This is a genomic window from Amycolatopsis sp. NPDC059657, assembly GCF_042734395.1.
Taxonomy (GTDB): domain Bacteria; phylum Actinomycetota; class Actinomycetes; order Mycobacteriales; family Pseudonocardiaceae; genus Amycolatopsis.
The window spans coordinates 75455-91902 of record NZ_JBHWEB010000001.1; the positions used below are offsets into that span (position 1 = coordinate 75455).

The window sequence follows — 16448 nt, forward strand, 5'->3', positions numbered from 1 at the left end:
CCCGGCGGCGGGCGGCCCGCCGCCTTCTGGTACCACCCTCGCTCGTTGGATGTTGTGTTTCTTTCCCCGCTCCCACCCCCCCCCCCCAAACACTCACGACCCGCTAGGCGTCGGTCGACTTCTTCCAGAGGTTGATGTCGCCTTCGGTGGCGTACTGGTCGATGTCGCGGAGCTCCTCGGCGGTGAAGTCGAGGTTGGCCAGCGCGCCGACGTTGTCCTCGAGCTGCTTGACGCTGCTCGCGCCGATGAGCACCGAGGTCATGCGCGGGTCCCGCAGGCCCCAGGCCAGCGCGAGCTGGGCGAGGGACTGGCCGCGGCGCTGCGCGATCTCGTTGAGCGCGCGGACCTTCGCCAGCGCGGTCTCGTCGATCGTGTCCGGGTTGAGCGACTTGCCCTGCGCCGCGCGCGAGTCCGACGGGACGCCGTCGAGGTAACGGCTGGTCAGCAGCCCCTGCGCGAGCGGGGAGAACGCGATGCAGCCCGCGCCCTCCGCCTCGAGGGTGTCGAGCAGCCGGTCCTCTTCGGTCCAGCGGTTGAACATCGAGTACGACGGCTGGTGGATGAGCAGGGGAGTGCCCAGCTCACGCAGGAGCCTCGCGGCCTCGCGGGTCTTCTCCGACGAGTACGAGGAAATGCCCACGTACAGCGCCTTGCCGGAGCGGACCGCGGTGTCGAGCGCGCCGACCGTCTCCTCCAGCGGGGTGTCCGGGTCGAACCGGTGCGAGTAGAAGATGTCGACGTAGTCGAGGCCGAGCCTGCCCAGCGACTGGTCGAGCGAGGCCAGCAGGTACTTGCGCGAACCCCACTCGCCGTACGGGCCGGGCCACATGTCGTAGCCGGCCTTCGAAGACACGATCAGCTCGTCGCGGTACGGCTTGAAGTCGTCGGCGAGCAGGCGCCCGAAGTTGGTCTCGGCCGAGCCGTACGGCGGGCCGTAGTTGTTGGCCAGGTCGAAGTGGGTGATACCGAGGTCGAACGCGCGCCGCGCGATGGCGCGCTGGGTGTCGAACGGCTTGTCGTGGCCGAAGTTGTGCCACAGGCCGAGTGAGATGGCGGGAAGCTTCAGTCCGCTCCGGCCACAGCGCCGGTAGGGGAACGAGTCGTATCGGCTGGTCGCCGCAACGTAGGTCACGATTCGGGATACTAGGGCGCGTCTCGTAGGTCCTGTGCGATGGGAGTCGTGATCCAGGTGGTCGCTGGCGGTGCCGCGGGATCATCCTCGTACCGGGTTGTACTCGGGTGATCGCGCGGTGCCGTCAGCGACCACCTGGGCGCGGCTAGCGCGTGCAGGACCTACGAGACGCGCCCTAGCTGGTCATCCGAGCTTTGAGTGCCTGGACGCCGTCGCCGGAAAGATCAGGAAGCGCGCCGTCGACGCGCCCGGCGGCGAGCAGCAGGATGGCGCGCAGCGGACCCTCGACGAGCTCGCCGTCGCCACCTGACCAGTCGGCGTCGGTGGTCTTGAGCCGCAGCCCGCGGAGCTTCTTCTTCGCGTGGAAGGGAAAGCCGATCGTCCACACGCGCTCCAGCGCGACCAGGCCCGCCGCGGTCGGTATCGGGCGCTCGCGGCCGAGCGGGACCATGATGTCCTGGCCGTGCACCAGGATGTCGAGCAGCGGCTCGGTCGGCTTGGTGCCCGGCGCGCGCCGACGTGATCCGATCATTGACCGCAATTCGGTCACCAGTTCGGCGTTGGTGTGCCGCTCGGCGACCTCGGCCGTGACGTTGACGATCATCCGGTCGAAGTTGCCGCGAGCGCGGACGGCCTCGGTCACGGACCGGCCGACGCTCATCAGCTTCAGAATCGAAAGGTGGGCGGCGACGTCACGGACCAGCCACTTGTCGCACAGGCTTCGCCGGTTCCATTCCGCTTCGGACAGTTCGGTCAGCTGGTCGGCGAGTGTGGCCCGCTCGTGGTCGACTTCGCGCCAGTATTCGGTCATGACTACTCCTTGAGTGCCGCGGCGCCGTCGCCGGACAGGTGGGGAAGTGCGATCTCGGTCCGTCCCGAGACCAGCAGCAGGAGGTCTTCGACGGGGCCCTCGATCAGCTCGCCTTCGCCGGCGGACCAGCTGACGTCGACCGCGTTGAGGCGGAAGCCTTTCAGCTTCTTCTTGGCGTTGAACGGGAATCCCATCGACCAGATCCGCTCGACCGCTTTGAGCGCGGCCGCCGGCGGCATCGGCCGGGGCCGGCCGAGCGGGCGCATGATGTCCTGCGCGTGCAGCAGGATCTCGAACAGTGGCTCACTCGGCTTGGTCAGCGGAGCCAGCCTGCGCGAGCCGACGATGGCGCGCAGCCCGGCGACGAGTTCGGCGTTGCTGAACGGCGCGGCCTCCTTGATCGCGGACTCGTGGGTCATCCGGTCGAAGTCGCCCTTGGCCCTGATCAGCCCGCCGAGCATCTCGCCCCAGGTCTCGCGCGTCGGATACGTCAGGTGCGCGACGACCTCACGCGCCGTCCAGCCCTCGCAAAGTGAGGGCGTTTTCCACTCCGCCTCGGTGAGGTCGTCCAGCTGATCGGCGAGGCTCGCGCGCTCGCTGTCGATGTCACCCCAGTACTCGGTCACCGGCCCGCTCCCTTGGATTTAGTAAGGCTGCCTGAATATAATGCTGCCTGAAGAGTACGAGGAGGACGCTTGGAAGACAACACCCCGGCGCTGCTTTACCTGGCCTACCTGCGGCTGTCGGAGGAGATCAACGAGGCGGGCAAGGCCGCGGACCCCGACGTCCGGCCCGCGCACGCGACCGTGTTCATCAACATGGAGCACGACGGCATCCGCCTGACCAAGCTCGCCGAGAAGGCGGTGATGACCCCGCAGGCCATGGGCGAACTGGTCGACGACCTGGAGAAACTCGGCTACCTGCGCCGGGTGCCCGATCCCAGCGACCGCCGGGCCAAACTCATCGTCTTCACCGAGCGGGGTGAGCGCGCGCTCGACACCGCGTTCGCCGTGATCGGCGAGCTGGAGCAGAAGCTGCGCGACTTCATCGGGGTGGAGGCGCTGGAGCGGGTGCACCGAGCGCTTCGCAAGATCATCGACGAGTACTGAGGAAAAAGGTCAGCGCGGCCGCTGAACAACCATCCGGAATTTCGCCGTCCGTGAGCAGTGCTCGCACTTCTGGCCAGGTGAACCATCCCAGCTGGGAGGTTTCGCTCTTGTCGGCCTCGCCCTGCTGGACGACTCCGCCGCAGACGAAGAACTGGAACTGGTGCGTACTGATGCCCGCGAGTGAGTACTGCGTGACGAGATGCTCGGCCGAGGAGATCGCGTAGCCGGTCTCCTCCAAGACCTCGCGCCGGACGGCCTCCTCGGGGGTCTCGCCTTCGTCGCACCAGCCTGCCGGGATTTCCCAGCCCGGCCGTCCGATGGTGAAACGATGGCGCCGCGTCAGCAGCACGCGGTCGTCTTCGACGATCACCGCGCCGACGGACGGGCCTTCGAAACGGATCACGTGATGGTCGAACCGGCGCCCGCCGGGGATTTCGACCTCGTCGAGATCGAGGTTGACCCATGGCGAGGCGTAGATCCGCCGTGAGCCGTGCACGGTCCACCGCGTCGAGTCCCCAGACATGACTTCAACTCTAAACTCGTTTCATGAAACCGTTCCGGTTCGGCATCGTCGGTCATGGCTGGCGCGCGGACTTCTACCTCCGCATCGCCCATGCGCTGCCCGAGCGGTTCACGGTCGTCGGCGTCGTCACGCGCACGGCCGAGCGCGGCGCCGAAGTCGAACAAGCCTGGGGTGTGCCCACTTACCGGGACATCGACGGCCTGCTCACACGAAACCCGGACTTCGTCGTGACGTCCGTGCCGCGCGAGGCGAACCCCTCGGTCGTGACGGAGCTGGTCCGGCACGGTCTTCCGGTGCTGTCCGAAACCCCACCGGCGCGGGACCGCGATGAGCTTCGAAAGCTTTGGGCTGAGGTCGGCGCGTCGGGCCTGGTGCAGGTGGCGGAGCAGTACCCGTTCCAGCCGATGCACGCGGTCCGGGAAAGCCTGGCGCGTAAGGGAATTCTCGGCACGGTCACCGGCGCGCAGGTGTCGTCGACGCACGACTACCACGCCGTCGCGCTCATCCGCGGGCTGCTCGGCGCCGGGTTCGCGCCCGCGACCGTCAGCGCGCGACGGTTCGCGGCGCCGCTGGTGAAAGGCCCCGACCGCGCGGGCCGGCCTGACCACGAGGTCATGACCACCGCGCACCGGGTGGTCGCCACGCTCGACTTCGGGGACGGCCGCGTCGGGCTTTACGACTTCACCGACGGGCAGTGGTGGCATCCGCTGAGGACACATCGGCATGTCGTCAGCGGGTCGCATGGCGAGATCGTCGACGATGTCGTGCATCGGATGGCCGCCAGCAGCCGGATCGAGCGCAGGCAGACCGGAATGGACAGCAACCTCGAAGGCCACGCGCTCGACTCGCTGACCCTCGACGGCGAGGTGTGCTGGCACAATCCTTATTTCCCCGCAAGGCTTTCCGACGAAGAGATCGCCATCGCGAGCATGCTCGAGCAGATCGGGAACCAGCCGTACCCGCTCGCCGAGGCGTGCCAGGATCACCTGATCGCTTTGGCCATCAAGGAATCCTGGGAAACGGGCAGGCCGGTCACCACCACTCGGGAAGCGTGGGCTACCGAACCGCGTGCAGCGACAAGCGATTCAGGGCCGCTTCGAGACCATTGAGGACGGCGTTGCAGTCGCGGCGCAGGGTTTCGGCGTCGTTCGCGGTCACCAGGAACACGCCCAGCCAGTTGCGTGAGCCACCCGACGGGTCGTATGGCGGCACCGGCTGGCAGGTCGGCATCGCGAAGGCCTTCGACTCCTCGATGGTGCTGCCCTCTGACAGGATGCTGCTCCAGTCGACGGCGCCCGGATTCCACAAAGGAGTTGTCTGCCAAGGGTTTCCGGCGGAATCGGTGGCGATCACCGCGACCGAGGCCGCCGCGCGGGTGCCCTCGACGAGCATGCGGGACGGGTACTCGACGTCCTCGCCGAGCAGCTGCCGGGTGAGCATGCCGATCACGTCGAGGCCGTAGACGGTCTCGATCTCCTCGGTGATCAGCACACCGCCGAACCGCGCGCCGGTCTCGATCAGCTTCGGGCCGTCGGCGGTGAGCTTGAGTTCGGTGTGCGTGCCGCAGGTGTCGAGGCCGAGCGCGTCGACCGCTTGGCGGGACACCTCTTCGAGCTGTCGCTGCAGGTCGACCGGCAGCGCGCACGGCGCGGTGCTCGCGACCTCGGTGAACGGCGGGATCGACGGCAGCCGCCCGGTGATGCACAGCGGGTGATAGACCCCGTCCGCCACGATGCCTTCGACGCTGACGTAGTCGCCGTAGCCCGAATCCGGGTACCAGCCCTCGGTGGAGCTGTCGATGATCTCTTCGACCAGCAGGTCGCCGTCGGTGCCGGACTGGTACAGCTCGTTCATTCCGACCTCGCTGCCCTTCTGCAGCGCTTGGGCGACTTCGGCCCACGCCGGGCCCGCCTCGTCAGGCGTGTTGAGCACCAGCTGGGCGACCGAACCCGCACCCCAGGCCGGCTTGAGCAGCATCGGCGCACGCAACGTCTCGAGGGCTTTGCGCAGGTCGTCTTCGCTGGTCACGCGCCGGAAAGCGGGGATCGGCGAGCCGGAAGCCGCCCACGCTTCGCGCATCAGCCGCTTGTCGCGGGCTTTGACCAGGTTCGGGCCGGCGCCGCGCAGGCCGAGCTTGGCCGCGACCTGCGAGACCATCAGCACGGCGAACTCGGACAGCGTGAGGATCGCGTCCGCGCCCAGCTCACGCGCGAACTCGGCGATGTAGTCGACGAGCGCGTCGCCGCGCAGGTCCGTGCGGCGCTCGGTGATGCTGGTGCACGCGGGCCGCCAGTCGTCCTCGCCCGCTTCCGGCATCGGGCTCAGCGCGAGCACGTGGAGTTCGCCGCAGGCCGCGATGCGCGGGAACGCGTACTCCAGCGGCGCGCCGCCCCTGACGTAGAGGTAGAGGATCTTGCTCATCATGTTCCTTTCAAGCTCGGCACGCGGTGCTGCCGTTTGACCAGATAGATCAAGGAGACGAGTGCGCCCATCAAGACGGCGGTGCCGATGGCCACGAGGATCAGGAACTCGTTCATCTTCCCGGCGGACAGATAGCTGCCGAGCGCCAAGATGACCAGCGCGCACACCGCGCGGTCGATCAGCGACTCGAGCGAGAGCAGGGTGGCGCGGCAGCGCGGGTCGGTGATCGCGTTGTTGATCAGCTGACGCTGGATCGGGAACGCCAGCCCGCTGGAGAACGAGAACACGCACAGGCACGCGATCGTCGCCGCCAGCCCGGCCGGGACCACCAGCGCGAGGCAGCCGCCCATGATCAGGGTCAGCACGAAGATCGCCCGGATGTCCCCGAGATAGCGTCGCGGCCAGGACGGGCGCGCGGCGCCGAGCGCCTCGAACACCGTCGTGCCCGCCATCACCAGGCCGAACGCCGCGACCGGCAGCTGCTTCGAGTCGAGGATCGGCTGGAACAGGTTGCTCTGCAGGATTCTGACCAGCGTGAACACCGCGACACCCTGCACCATCAGCAGGATCAGCATCCGCGACTTGCGCAGCAGCACCCAGGACGGCCCGAGCGAACCCCACTTCTCGGCCTTCTCATGCGGCTGGTCGCCGGGCAGCGGTGGCAGCCGCATCGCGACGACCGCGGCGACGCCGACACTCAGCGCCGAGAGCAGGTATGGCGAGGGCATGTACCACTGCATCAGCAGACCGGCGGCCGGGAGACAGACGATCCGGCCGACCAGGCTGTACGCCCGCGCGCCGCCCTCCGCCTGGCGATAACGGTCGTCGGCGCCCCGGCGGTGCAGGTATTCGTACAGGTAGGCACTTCCCGCGCCGGAGGTGAGTGAATAAGCGACCGCGGTCAGCAGGAAATGCGACAGAAAACCGAAATAGGACGGCCACAGCACCGGCGCCAGATTCGCGAGCAGGAGCGTCCCGGCCCCCGCGACGAGGAATTTCCGGTAGTCGAACCGGTCGGCCAGCACACTCGCCGGGATGTCCAGCAGCAGGAACGCGACGTAGTAGATGCTCTGGATGCCGAAGATCTCGCCGTCGGAAAGCCCGACCTGCCGCTGGTACAGGTAGAAGATGGGCAGCCACCAGAGCAGCCCGTTGAACAGGGAGAAGGTCTTGTAGAGCCGGATCACCCGGCTGACGTCGGTCACCCCGCGTACGGGCGTAGCTGGAGCAGGTACACCGTCTTCGCGTCCGCCGCCCACTCGATGTCGACCGGGCTGCCGAAGGTGTAGTCGGGCGCGAAATGTGACTGCAGCAGGCGGCCCGCGAGCGCGAGCTTCTGCAGCTGGTCCTTGGCCGCGCTGTCGAGGTCGACACCCGCGGCGCCGAGCGAGACCGTGCGGCCGCCGCCCTCGACCGTGTTGTAGAGGTACTGCAACGGGACCGTGTTGCCCTCCATCACGTCGGTGACCTTCGGCGTGGCGTTGAGGTAGACGTTGCGGAAGTCGCTCTGCGCCATGGGATTGCTGGTCACCAGCACGCCACCGAGGTCGGCGGCGACCTGCTCCTGGATGATCACGCCCATGTAGCAGTCGTCGAGCGAGATGCCAGCCTGCTCGCGCAGCCGCACGCTGCGCGCCGACACCAGCGAGGCCCAGACCTCCTTGATGCTGTCGACGATCGTGAGCGCGGTGCTGACGTGGTTGATCGACTCGTAGATGCCCGCCGCGGAGAAACCCGCCAGGTCTTCGGCGTTCGACGAACTGCGCACGACGAACGTGCTGGTGCCGGACAGGTGCTCGACGATCGCGTCGTCGATCTCCTTGAGGATCGGCTGCGGGATCTTCGCGCCGCGGATGAGCCGCTGCAGCTGCACGCAGAGCGCGTCGATTTCCCGGGCGCCGAGTTCCAGCGCCATCTTGAGCTTGCCGATGGCCTGCTGGATGCTCGGCGAGGACTCCAGGAACCGTTGGTGCAGTGAGAAAGGAAGCGCGATCCCGCGTGGCACGCTGAGGTGGTCGGCGAACAGCTTGGCCGCGGCGGCCGCCATCGCGCTCGAGTCTTCGGGATCGGCGACGCCGAGCTGCTTGGCCAGATAGCCCATCAGGTTCTTCCGCGGCGGGCGCGGGATGCGGTAGAAGCCGAACAGCCGGTTGGAGCCGTGCTCCATCACCTCGAACAGCTCACCGAGGTTGGCTGCCTTGGTGCCGTAGCGGTACGCGTCGTCCCAGCGCAGGCCGGGCAGCGGAACGATCGGGCTTTCGGTGACCTCGGGCCGTTCCAGCACGACCTGGCTGGCGACCCACGAGGGATGGTTGTCCGCTTCGGACGGCCGCTCGATGCGGTCGAGGCCGATCGCGGTCCGCGAACCGTCCACTGTGTACTCGACCCACTGGCCGTCGAGCGGCTCCGCCGTCTCGAACACGCCGAGCTGGACCGCGTTGGGGATCTGCCAGCCCGCGGCCAGGATGTTGGTGTGGGACAACGGGGTGGTGTGCTCGGCGTTGATGATCCCGGCGAGGCGCGGGATGTCGTCCGGCACCCGGTGCATGGCGATGATGTCGTGCCACTGCAAGGGATCCGTGGTCTCGCGATACTCCTGCTCGGTGCGGAACAGCCGGAGCCTGCCCCAGGTCTTGCCGGGGTTCAGTGCGACGAACGGCGCGGAGGAGAACAGTTCGTGCGCGAGGATGCGGGGCAGTTCGGCTGCCGGGATCTGCTCGACGTAACCCTCTTGCAGATGGTTGGCGGGCTTGAGCAGCAGCGGCAATGCCTGGTCGACGTGATCGCGGACGAAATTGTAGAAGAACTGGAGCATCTCGGCGGTCATGGTGTCCGCTTCGACGGTTTCCAGTGAGAAGAACCGCGGTTCCTGGTTCACCTCGGGATCGGCGAGCCTGTGCAACGAGAGAATGCCGAGGCAGAATCGGCGATCCGGTTTGTTGTAGACCTCGTAATTGAATGAGTCGAGCGAATTTTCCAATTCCATCATGGGAATTCCGAGAATATGCCGTGCGATGTATTTCACGTGGAAGAGGTCGTGCGCGCTGTTGATGAAGTGGATCTTCGAGGTCTCCCCGTCCACCACCAGTTTGACGTACGGGTAGCTGGACAGCGTGCCCGAGAGCTGCGAGAACGCCGACAGGGTCAGCCGCTCGCCGATCAGTGCCGGAATCGATCCGGACAGTTCCGGCGTGCTGCCGGGTTCGCTATTCGTCGTCATGCCTGCCACATCAGTCGCGGTTGTTCCGTTCGCCTTCCAGGAGGCCGATACTCAAGGCTATAAGCGGCACTCGCGCGGATGCTACCCCTAATTGTCCGGAATAGGGGAGCGTCCGGCCTGCTAGTGTTCATCCTTACAGGTGGAATGCCGAACAAGGGGTCCAAAAGATGCGCGTTCTGTTCGCCGGTGTCCCGGCCATCGGGCACCTGTTCCCGTTGGTGCCACTGGCGGCCGCGCTGCAAGCCAGAGGTAACGAGGTGTTGTTCGGCTCGCTCGACGGCGGCGAAGTGGTGACCTCCTCCGGTTTGCCTTTCGTCAACGCGCTGCCCGGTTTGGACTGGCGCACCGAGCTGCGCCGTCGTGCCTCGGCGGAACGCCCTGACCTGCTCGCCCGTACGGTCGAGACCAACTCGGGTGACCGCGAGGTCTTCGTCAGGCTCGCGGCTCTGGTCAACGACTCGGTCGTCGAATCCTTTGTGGACCTCGCGCTGCGCTGGCGCCCCGACGTGGTCGTCTACGACTACCTGTTCCCGGCCGGTCTGCTCGCCGCCGCCCGGCTCGGCGTCTCCGCGCTGCAGTGCGACCTGGGATTCATCCGGACGGGTCGGCTGCGCGACCTGATGCTGGCCGACCTGGCCCCGGCGCTGGATCGCCTCGGCATCGATGTCCCTGCGCCGGTGGGCGTGCTCGACGTCGCACCGCCCAGCATGGCTCTGGCTCAGAAAGACGGCTGGCCGATGCAGCCCATCGCGTTCAACGGCGTGTCCACCCTGCCCGCCTGGCTCGCCACCCGCGCGGACCGGCCACGGGTGGCGGTCACGCTCGGCACCGTCCCGCCGAAGGTCGACGGACTGACCAGGGTGGACCGCCTCATCGCGGCCGCCGCCCAGGTCGAGGCCGAGTTCGTGCTGGTCATGGGCAAGATCGACATCTCGACTCTCGGCGAGTTACCGGCCAATGTGCGCGCGGTGGGCTGGGTACCCTGGGACGGCGTCGTCGCGGGCTCGGACGCGACCATCCACCACGGCGGCGGCGGAACCGCACTCACCACGCTGGTCCACGGCGTCCCGCAACTCGTGCTCCCCGACGGCTCGGACCGCTACGCCAACGCCGACGCCGTCCACGCCAGGGGAGCGGGCCTGCGCGCGACCGCCGAAGACCTCTCGCCCGCCTTGCTGGGGCGGCTCCTCACCGACGAGAAGCTTCGCCTGGCCTCGCGTGAGGTCGCGGCCGAGATCGCCGCGATGCCCACGCCCGCCGACATCGCCGCCCGCGTCGAAGCCCTGGCCTGACCTGGGAAAAAAATCCCAATGCGGCTTTCGTCAGGTTTCAGCACGCCAATGTGGCTTTCGTCAGCTCAAAGCTGACGAATGCCACATTGGGATTTTTTGAGGGCGGGCGCCGGTTACTGGCGGGTAGAGTCGCGGGCGTGACCGGGACCAAGTTCTTTGAGTCGGTGGACGATGTCGAGGCCAGGCTGGCCGAGACCGGGTATCTGGCGTCCGAGGCCGTGGCGACCACTGTGTTCCTCGCCGATGTGCTGGGTAAGCCGTTGCTGATCGAGGGACCGGCGGGCGTCGGTAAGACCGAGCTGGCCAAGGCGGTCGCGCAGGCCAGCGGGTCGCGGCTGGTGCGGCTGCAGTGCTACGAGGGCGTCGACGAGTCGCGGGCGCTTTACGAGTGGAACCACGCCAAGCAGCTGCTGAGGATCACCGCGGGGCGCGATGAGACGTGGGATGACGCGCGGACCGACATCTTCAGCGAGGAGTTCCTGCTCGCCAGGCCGCTGCTGACCGCGATCAAGGGTGATGAGCCGACCGTGCTGCTCATCGACGAGACCGACAAGGCCGATGTCGAGATCGAGGGGCTGCTGCTCGAGGTGCTCGGCGACTTCCAGATCACCGTGCCCGAGCTGGGCACCATCAAGGCGACCCGGCCGCCGTTCGTGGTGCTCACGTCCAACGCCACCCGTGAGTTGTCCGAGGCGCTGCGCCGTCGCTGCCTGTTCCTGCACATCGGGTTCCCGGACGCGGAACTCGAGCAGCGGATCGTGCGGCTCAAGGTGCCTGGACTCGATGACACGGTGGCCGAGTCGCTGGTCAAGGTGATCACCGCGCTGCGGGCGATGGAACTGCGCAAGGCGCCCTCGGTGGCTGAGACCATCGACTGGGCGCGGACGCTGCTCGCGCTCGGTGCGGACAAGCTCAGCGACGATGTCGTCCGGGCCAGTCTCGGCGTGATCCTCAAGCATCAGGATGACGTGCTCAAGGCCGGTGCCCGGCTGGAGCTCGACCAGCCATGAGCGTGCCGACGCGGCTCGTCGAGTTCGTGGAAGCCTTGCGGGAGCACGGGATTCCGGCAGGCCCGAGTGAGACGGTCGACGCCGCCGCCGCGCTTCAGGTGCTCGGGCTCGCCGACCGTGAACGCATGCGCGAAGGACTGGCCGCCGCGCTCGTGCGGCGCGGGGGACAGCGGGCCGTGTTCGACGCGACCTTCGACCTCTACTTCCCGCTCGGTGAAGGAGCGCCCGAGCGGGCGCGCGGCAACCCGGCCGACACCGAGGACCTGCGCGCTCAGCTCGCGGACGCGCTCGCCGCCAACGACCAGGCCGAGCTCACGCAGCTGGCCGGGCTCGCCGTCGACATGCTCGGTCAGTACGGCGAGGCCAACGGTTCGGGCGGCGGCTGGTCCGCGCACCAGGCGCTGGACAAGCTGCAGCCGCAGACGTTGATCGTGCGCGTGCTCGCGGCCATCCGCGCCGGCACGCCCGCCGAGTTCACCGACCGGCTCGACCGCGACGACGTCCGGCGCCGTGTCGAAGACTTCCGTGAGCTGGTGCGGACCGAAGCCCGACGCCGGGCCTCGGAGCTGCGTGGACGCGAGCGCGTCGCGCGTCATGGCGTGGCCCCGAGCGCCGATCGCGTCGACTTCCTGCTGGCCAGCCGCGCGCAGCTCGCCGAGTTGCGCCGGGCCGTTCATCCGCTCTCACGCAAGCTTGCCACCCGGCTGGCCGCGCGCAGGCGCAGGCACGCGCGCGGGCAGATGGACCTGCGGCGGACGTTGCGGCGGTCACTGTCCACCGGCGGGGTTCCGCTCAAGCCGGCGTATCGCAGGCACGCGCCGGGGCGGCCGGAAATCGTGCTGCTGTGCGATCTTTCCGGTTCGGTGGCCGGGTTCGCGAACTTCACCATGCTGCTGGTCCAGGCGCTGCGGGATCAGTTCAGCAAGATCAGGGTCTTCGCGTTCATCGACGCCTGCGACGAGATCACCCACCTGGTGGACAGCGGCGCCGCCGATCCGGAGGACCTCGGCGCCCGCATCCTCGCCGACGCGACGCTGACCCGCTGGGACGGGCACAGCGACTACGGCAACTCGCTGCGGGAGTTCACCGAGCGCTACGCCGACGCCGTCGGTTCGCGGACCTCCGTGCTCATCCTCGGCGACGCCCGCACGAACGGCGGCGACCCGAATCTGCCCGCGCTGCGCCAGATCCTTGCGTCGGCTAAACATGCTTATTGGCTCAACCCCGAACGCACCGAACTGTGGTCGACGGGCGACTCGGCCGCACGTGAATACGCCACTTGCATTCCGATGCATGAATGCCGCAACGTGCGGCAATTGACGCGCTTGGTCACGCGTCTACTGCCGGACTGACAACGGTTCGCACCACCGCCTCCCGCGCCCGTCGTGATCGGCGGGCCGCTCACGTACCGTCGGTGGGTCCTAGCCGGCACGCCTGCACGGGGGAGTCGCATGACCGAGCCGAGCGCGTTCGGCCGACCGATCCGGCGGGGCGTCGTGTTCGGTGCCGGGGTGCTGCTGGGCCTGTTGGTCGGCGGCGGCGGGGTCGCTGTCGCCTGGTCGGCCACGGCGACGTCGGAGACGCCGAGCGGTGCGGACGCGGACGCCGCCGCGGCCTGTCTCGTGATCGACAAGGCGGAGACGCCGACGCTGAAAGGCCTCGATCTGACCGTAGCGCGCCGCTGGGACGCGGCGGCCGAACTCGCGGAAGCGGCCGCGGCCGGTGACGCCGGATATCAGCCGCTGGCGGATTCGCTGACGAAAGTGCGCCAAGCGATGCAGTTGACCAATCTCGGAATCGAGTTCACCACGTCGATCAAGCGCGCCAAGGAATTCTGCGCGAATCGCTAGGGTTTCAAAGCGGCTTTTCCGTAGGCGTCGGCATTGCTGAACACCTCGCGGCCATAGGCGGCCGAGTTGTTGTACGTCAGCACCGCGGTCCACCAGCCGACCGGGTCGGCGAGGTCGCCGCCCTTCGCGCACATGTAGCGGGCCGTGGTGAGCGCGGCGTCGTCGATGTTCTGCGGATCGGGCGCGGCGCCGTCACCGCTGGCGCGGGCGCTCCACCGCTTCCAGGTGGCGGGCAGGAACTGCATCGGGCCGACCGCGCGGTCCCACTCGGCGTCGGTGTCGAGCTTGCCCTTGTCGGTGTCGGCGATCTTCTGGAATCCCGGCGAGCCGTCGAGCGCGGGCCCGATGATCGGCGGGCTCACATCGCCGTCGGCGTCGACGTCGGAGTTGCCGTGCCTGCCGTGCTGCGACTCGATCCGGCCGATGCCGGCGATGGTCGCCCAGGTGATCTGGCAGTCCGGGGTCTTCGCCGCGGTGACGGTGGCGGCGTTGACGTACGCGCGCAGCGCGCGCAGGGGAATGTCAGTGCGGTCGGACACCTTCGCGACCCAGGCGTCGAGCGTCTCCGCCGACGGCAGCGCGCCCGCCTCGCCGGGGATCGCCGTCCGGGGCTCCGGCAGCAGCGCGGGCACTTCGAACCGCGGCTTGATGGGCACGACCGGGCGGCTGCTCAGGCTGTCGAAGATCCAGATCGAGACGGCGATCAGGCAGGCCACCACGAGCATGGCGACGATCGCGCAACCACGGCGGCTTTTCCGCTCGGGGTGCGGCGGCTGCTCCTGGTCCAGCAGGCTCAGCGGCGAGGTGCGCGAATCGGTCACCAGTCCCACGGTACGGGAACTCCGGGCTACCGGCCGGTCGCCCGTGCTCGGGCGCGATCTAGCTCACGCCCGAGCAACCTCGGAGCTTCAAGGCGCCGAGGGACCCACGTCGGCCGTGGTGAGCGGAAGCCGCACCGGCGCGGTGGTCGACGACGCTTCGACGGCGCCGATGTCCGGCGGCGAAAGCCGTTGCCGCCCTTCGACGTCCTCGGTGAGTATCGCGTTCGCCGCACCGGCTCGCAGCGCGGGACTGTCCGGCCCCGGCTGGAACACGCCTGCCACGCGGACCAGTTTCGGGTCGGCCACGCGGAAGCCCGGGCCGCTGATCCCTGGTGTGCCACCGAAGAGGAGGTTGGCCGCGTAGGTCGATTTCGTCGGCGTGGAACCATGTCCGATGTTCGTGCCGCCCGAGCGGACGATGTTGCCGGAGAAGGTCAGGTTCAGCGGCGGCGCGGAACCGCCGCCGAAGTCGACGCCGGACGTGATGCCGATGAAGGTGTTGCCCGCGACGACCGCGTTGCGCACCTGCGCGTGCCCCTTGAACTCACCGCTCGGCGGCACGCCGGGTGGCGGGTTGCCCGGCTTCGGGTCGCCCGCGTTGAGGATCAGCGGTTTGTCGATGACTTCGACGTAGTTGTTGTAGATCAGGTGGTTGTCCTCGCTGAGCCGGATGCCCTGCGCCTTCTTGTTGCCATCGCTGAAGACGAAGTTGCCCTGGATGACGTTGTCGACGCCCGCCCTGATGTTGATGGTGCCGGAACTGGCGCGGACCGTGTTGAAGCGGAACGTGTTCGCGGATCCCTTCAGCGACAGGATCTCCGCGTCGCCGTCGCAGTGCACGAGCAGGTTGTACTCGAACACGGTGTGGCTCTTGAAGTAGTCGCCCGGCGGGCCGAAACCGCCGACCCGCAACGCCTCGCCGCCCTGGTCGCCGGAGGCAAGGTCGTGGAAGTAGTTGTGGTCGACGAGCGTCGTGGTCGGCGTGTACGGGTTCTGTCCTATCTGGACGAAGTGGCCTTCCTGCTTCTTCGGGCCCATCTCGTTGTGGTCGACCCGGTTGCCGTCGCCGTTCTTGCCGTACAGCTGCACGAACTCCTTGGCGGAACTGCGGAATACACTCCGGGTCACACGTGAGCCGACCGTGTCGGTCATCCGGAAGTTCGCACTTCCGGTGAATGTGAAACCTTCAAAGGTGACATGGGACCCGGTGACCGCGACGGTTCCGGAACTGAATCCGGCCTTCAACCGGTTCTTCGCGGAGATGACGATCGGATTCGCGGCCGAGCCGGAATTCTTGGCCGCGACCGCGTTGTAGGTGCCGTCGGCCAGTGACAGGCAATCGCCGGGTTTCGCGGCGGTGAGCGCGGCGGAAAAGGCGCTGTTACCGCTCACCGGGATGGTCCGAAGGCAGGAGTCCCCCGACGGTGGCGCCGCGCCCGCCGGTGTCGCGGGAGAGAGCAGCAAAAGTGCTGTGAGCAGTGAAAACAGGCGTGAGCCTGCCATGGTTCGTCCTCTCGGCTGGACGTCTCACGGCGGCTCGAACAGCCTAATCGTAAGGGGATTTTCTCGCAATCGTCGAAGGTATCTTGTTCCTCGCTGACGGAACTCTTACGCTGAGCGCGCCGCCGCCACCCGCCTCCCAATGTAGAGAGGTTGCCGCACATATGTTGAGGAAGACGGCGGTTCTAGCCGCCCTTGCCGCGCTCGTTTTAGGCGCGCAGACAGCCGAAGCCCAGGTCGAACCCGGTGGCTGGAGCAGTGATTCCCCGGGATTCAACGTGCAGGAGCGAGGCTGTGGCAAGGTCGACAATCTGACCTTCACGCTGACCTGTTCCACCGCCAGTGGTGACCAGCGGGCGGAACGGCGCTATAACACGTACTCCGGTGGTACACACCAATTCGAAGGCTCGTTCCGGATCGTCAGCATGGGCGGGACGCGCATCAGCTTGAAGCAGACGTTCCGCGACGCGCCCAACGCGGGCCCGGACTTCATGATGGCCGTCGAGCGCGGCGGCAGGCTTTACGCCGTGCACGGTGGCGCCACGATCGCCTCCGGTGCGACCGTCGGCACCACGGTCAAGGTCAACACCGTCCACCAGGTCGGCAAGGAGCACCGCACGTACATCAACGGTTCGCTGAAGTACAAGTCGGCCAGCGCGGGCGGCAACTACTACGACAAGTTCGGCGCCTACCGCACGGCGAGCGGTCAGGGGCCGGTGACCGTGGTCTGGAGTGGCATCCAGTTCTGGAAGAAGTAGC

16 protein-coding genes are annotated in these 16448 nt (G+C 67.7%); 7 read left to right on the top strand and 9 right to left on the bottom strand.

Annotation, left to right across the window (positions count from 1 at the left end; genetic code table 11):
* Positions 1–103: 103 nt before the first annotated feature.
* The 3 genes from mgrA to ACFV15_RS00385 all read right to left on the bottom strand — a co-directional run bounded on the left by mgrA (position 104) and on the right by ACFV15_RS00385 (position 2569).
* Positions 104–1132: an L-glyceraldehyde 3-phosphate reductase gene (gene mgrA / locus ACFV15_RS00375; protein WP_378347948.1), complete on the bottom strand. Its 1029-nt coding sequence runs from the start codon at positions 1130–1132 to the stop codon at positions 104–106.
* A 175-nt stretch (positions 1133–1307) separates the two neighbouring features.
* On the bottom strand, positions 1308–1943 hold the full coding sequence (locus ACFV15_RS00380; protein WP_378347949.1) for a maleylpyruvate isomerase family mycothiol-dependent enzyme: 636 nt from the start codon (positions 1941–1943) through the stop codon (positions 1308–1310).
* A gap of 2 nt (positions 1944–1945) precedes the next feature.
* Positions 1946–2569 (bottom strand): maleylpyruvate isomerase family mycothiol-dependent enzyme, encoded by a 624-nt coding sequence (locus ACFV15_RS00385; RefSeq protein ID WP_378347950.1) that lies wholly within the window; start codon positions 2567–2569, stop codon positions 1946–1948.
* Between the two features lie 69 nt (positions 2570–2638).
* On the opposite strand from ACFV15_RS00385, the gene ACFV15_RS00390 reads away from it, so the two are divergent.
* Positions 2639–3052, top strand: coding sequence for a MarR family winged helix-turn-helix transcriptional regulator (locus tag ACFV15_RS00390; protein WP_378347951.1), 414 nt, complete (start codon positions 2639–2641; stop codon positions 3050–3052).
* Here the strand turns inward: ACFV15_RS00390 and ACFV15_RS00395 are convergent.
* Positions 3036–3575, bottom strand: coding sequence for an NUDIX hydrolase (locus ACFV15_RS00395; RefSeq protein ID WP_378347952.1), 540 nt, complete (start codon positions 3573–3575; stop codon positions 3036–3038). The genes ACFV15_RS00390 and ACFV15_RS00395 overlap by 17 nt on opposite strands.
* 23 nt (positions 3576–3598) lie before the next feature.
* Between ACFV15_RS00395 and ACFV15_RS00400 the strand changes: the two genes are divergently transcribed.
* The gene (locus tag ACFV15_RS00400; protein ID WP_378347953.1) at positions 3599–4684 is read left to right on the top strand and encodes a Gfo/Idh/MocA family protein; all 1086 of its coding nucleotides are present in this window, start codon (positions 3599–3601) and stop codon (positions 4682–4684) included.
* Here the strand turns inward: ACFV15_RS00400 and ACFV15_RS00405 are convergent.
* The 3 genes from ACFV15_RS00405 to ACFV15_RS00415 are packed head-to-tail and all read right to left on the bottom strand — an operon-like array spanning position 4632 to position 9216.
* Positions 4632–5996, bottom strand: a complete 1365-nt coding sequence (locus ACFV15_RS00405) for an acetyl-CoA carboxylase biotin carboxylase subunit family protein (protein ID WP_378347954.1) — start codon at positions 5994–5996, stop codon at positions 4632–4634. The two genes, ACFV15_RS00400 and ACFV15_RS00405, sit on opposite strands and share 53 nt — an antisense overlap.
* A complete protein-coding gene (locus ACFV15_RS00410) occupies positions 5996–7201 on the bottom strand; it encodes an MFS transporter (protein WP_378347955.1) in 1206 nt (401 codons plus the stop codon). Before ACFV15_RS00410 ends, ACFV15_RS00405 begins: the two co-directional genes overlap by 1 nt.
* On the bottom strand, positions 7198–9216 hold the full coding sequence (locus ACFV15_RS00415) for a PEP/pyruvate-binding domain-containing protein (protein ID WP_378347956.1): 2019 nt from the start codon (positions 9214–9216) through the stop codon (positions 7198–7200). The genes ACFV15_RS00410 and ACFV15_RS00415 overlap by 4 nt, the downstream gene beginning before the upstream one ends.
* 167 nt (positions 9217–9383) lie before the next feature.
* On the opposite strand from ACFV15_RS00415, the gene ACFV15_RS00420 reads away from it, so the two are divergent.
* The 4 genes from ACFV15_RS00420 to ACFV15_RS00435 all read left to right on the top strand — a co-directional run bounded on the left by ACFV15_RS00420 (position 9384) and on the right by ACFV15_RS00435 (position 13368).
* Positions 9384–10508 carry a glycosyltransferase gene (locus ACFV15_RS00420; RefSeq protein WP_378347957.1) on the top strand — a complete coding sequence of 375 codons (1125 nt, stop codon included), beginning with the start codon at positions 9384–9386 and terminating at the stop codon, positions 10506–10508.
* Between the two features lie 137 nt (positions 10509–10645).
* A complete protein-coding gene (locus ACFV15_RS00425; RefSeq protein WP_378347958.1) occupies positions 10646–11518 on the top strand; it encodes an AAA family ATPase in 873 nt (290 codons plus the stop codon).
* Positions 11515–12870: a VWA domain-containing protein gene (locus tag ACFV15_RS00430; RefSeq protein ID WP_378347959.1), complete on the top strand. Its 1356-nt coding sequence runs from the start codon at positions 11515–11517 to the stop codon at positions 12868–12870. The genes ACFV15_RS00425 and ACFV15_RS00430 overlap by 4 nt, the downstream gene beginning before the upstream one ends.
* A gap of 99 nt (positions 12871–12969) precedes the next feature.
* Positions 12970–13368, top strand: coding sequence for a hypothetical protein (locus tag ACFV15_RS00435; RefSeq protein ID WP_378347960.1), 399 nt, complete (start codon positions 12970–12972; stop codon positions 13366–13368).
* Here the strand turns inward: ACFV15_RS00435 and ACFV15_RS00440 are convergent.
* Positions 13365–14189, bottom strand: a complete 825-nt coding sequence (locus ACFV15_RS00440; protein ID WP_378347961.1) for a murein transglycosylase — start codon at positions 14187–14189, stop codon at positions 13365–13367. The two genes, ACFV15_RS00435 and ACFV15_RS00440, sit on opposite strands and share 4 nt — an antisense overlap.
* Positions 14190–14276: 87 nt before the next feature.
* A complete protein-coding gene (locus ACFV15_RS00445) occupies positions 14277–15692 on the bottom strand; it encodes a polysaccharide lyase 6 family protein (RefSeq protein WP_378347962.1) in 1416 nt (471 codons plus the stop codon).
* Between the two features lie 161 nt (positions 15693–15853).
* Between ACFV15_RS00445 and ACFV15_RS00450 the strand changes: the two genes are divergently transcribed.
* Complete coding sequence (locus tag ACFV15_RS00450) at positions 15854–16447, top strand: hypothetical protein (protein WP_378347963.1); 594 nt, start codon at positions 15854–15856, stop codon at positions 16445–16447.
* The last annotated feature ends 1 nt before the right edge of the window (position 16448 follow it).

What these genes read in the sequence shown, in the direction of transcription:
- ACFV15_RS00380 (WP_378347949.1), bottom strand. Translation starts at nt 1,943, where the DNA reads ATGACCGAATACTGGCGCGAAGTCGACCACGAGCGGGCCACACTCGCC.
- ACFV15_RS00395 (WP_378347952.1), bottom strand. Translation starts at nt 3,575, where the DNA reads ATGTCTGGGGACTCGACGCGGTGGACCGTGCACGGCTCACGGCGGATC.
- ACFV15_RS00400 (WP_378347953.1), top strand. Translation starts at nt 3,599, where the DNA reads ATGAAACCGTTCCGGTTCGGCATCGTCGGTCATGGCTGGCGCGCGGAC.
- ACFV15_RS00405 (WP_378347954.1), bottom strand. Translation starts at nt 5,996, where the DNA reads ATGAGCAAGATCCTCTACCTCTACGTCAGGGGCGGCGCGCCGCTGGAG.
- ACFV15_RS00415 (WP_378347956.1), bottom strand. Translation starts at nt 9,216, where the DNA reads ATGACGACGAATAGCGAACCCGGCAGCACGCCGGAACTGTCCGGATCG.
- ACFV15_RS00420 (WP_378347957.1), top strand. Translation starts at nt 9,384, where the DNA reads ATGCGCGTTCTGTTCGCCGGTGTCCCGGCCATCGGGCACCTGTTCCCG.
- ACFV15_RS00430 (WP_378347959.1), top strand. Translation starts at nt 11,515, where the DNA reads ATGAGCGTGCCGACGCGGCTCGTCGAGTTCGTGGAAGCCTTGCGGGAG.
- ACFV15_RS00435 (WP_378347960.1), top strand. Translation starts at nt 12,970, where the DNA reads ATGACCGAGCCGAGCGCGTTCGGCCGACCGATCCGGCGGGGCGTCGTG.
- ACFV15_RS00445 (WP_378347962.1), bottom strand. Translation starts at nt 15,692, where the DNA reads ATGGCAGGCTCACGCCTGTTTTCACTGCTCACAGCACTTTTGCTGCTC.
- ACFV15_RS00450 (WP_378347963.1), top strand. Translation starts at nt 15,854, where the DNA reads ATGTTGAGGAAGACGGCGGTTCTAGCCGCCCTTGCCGCGCTCGTTTTA.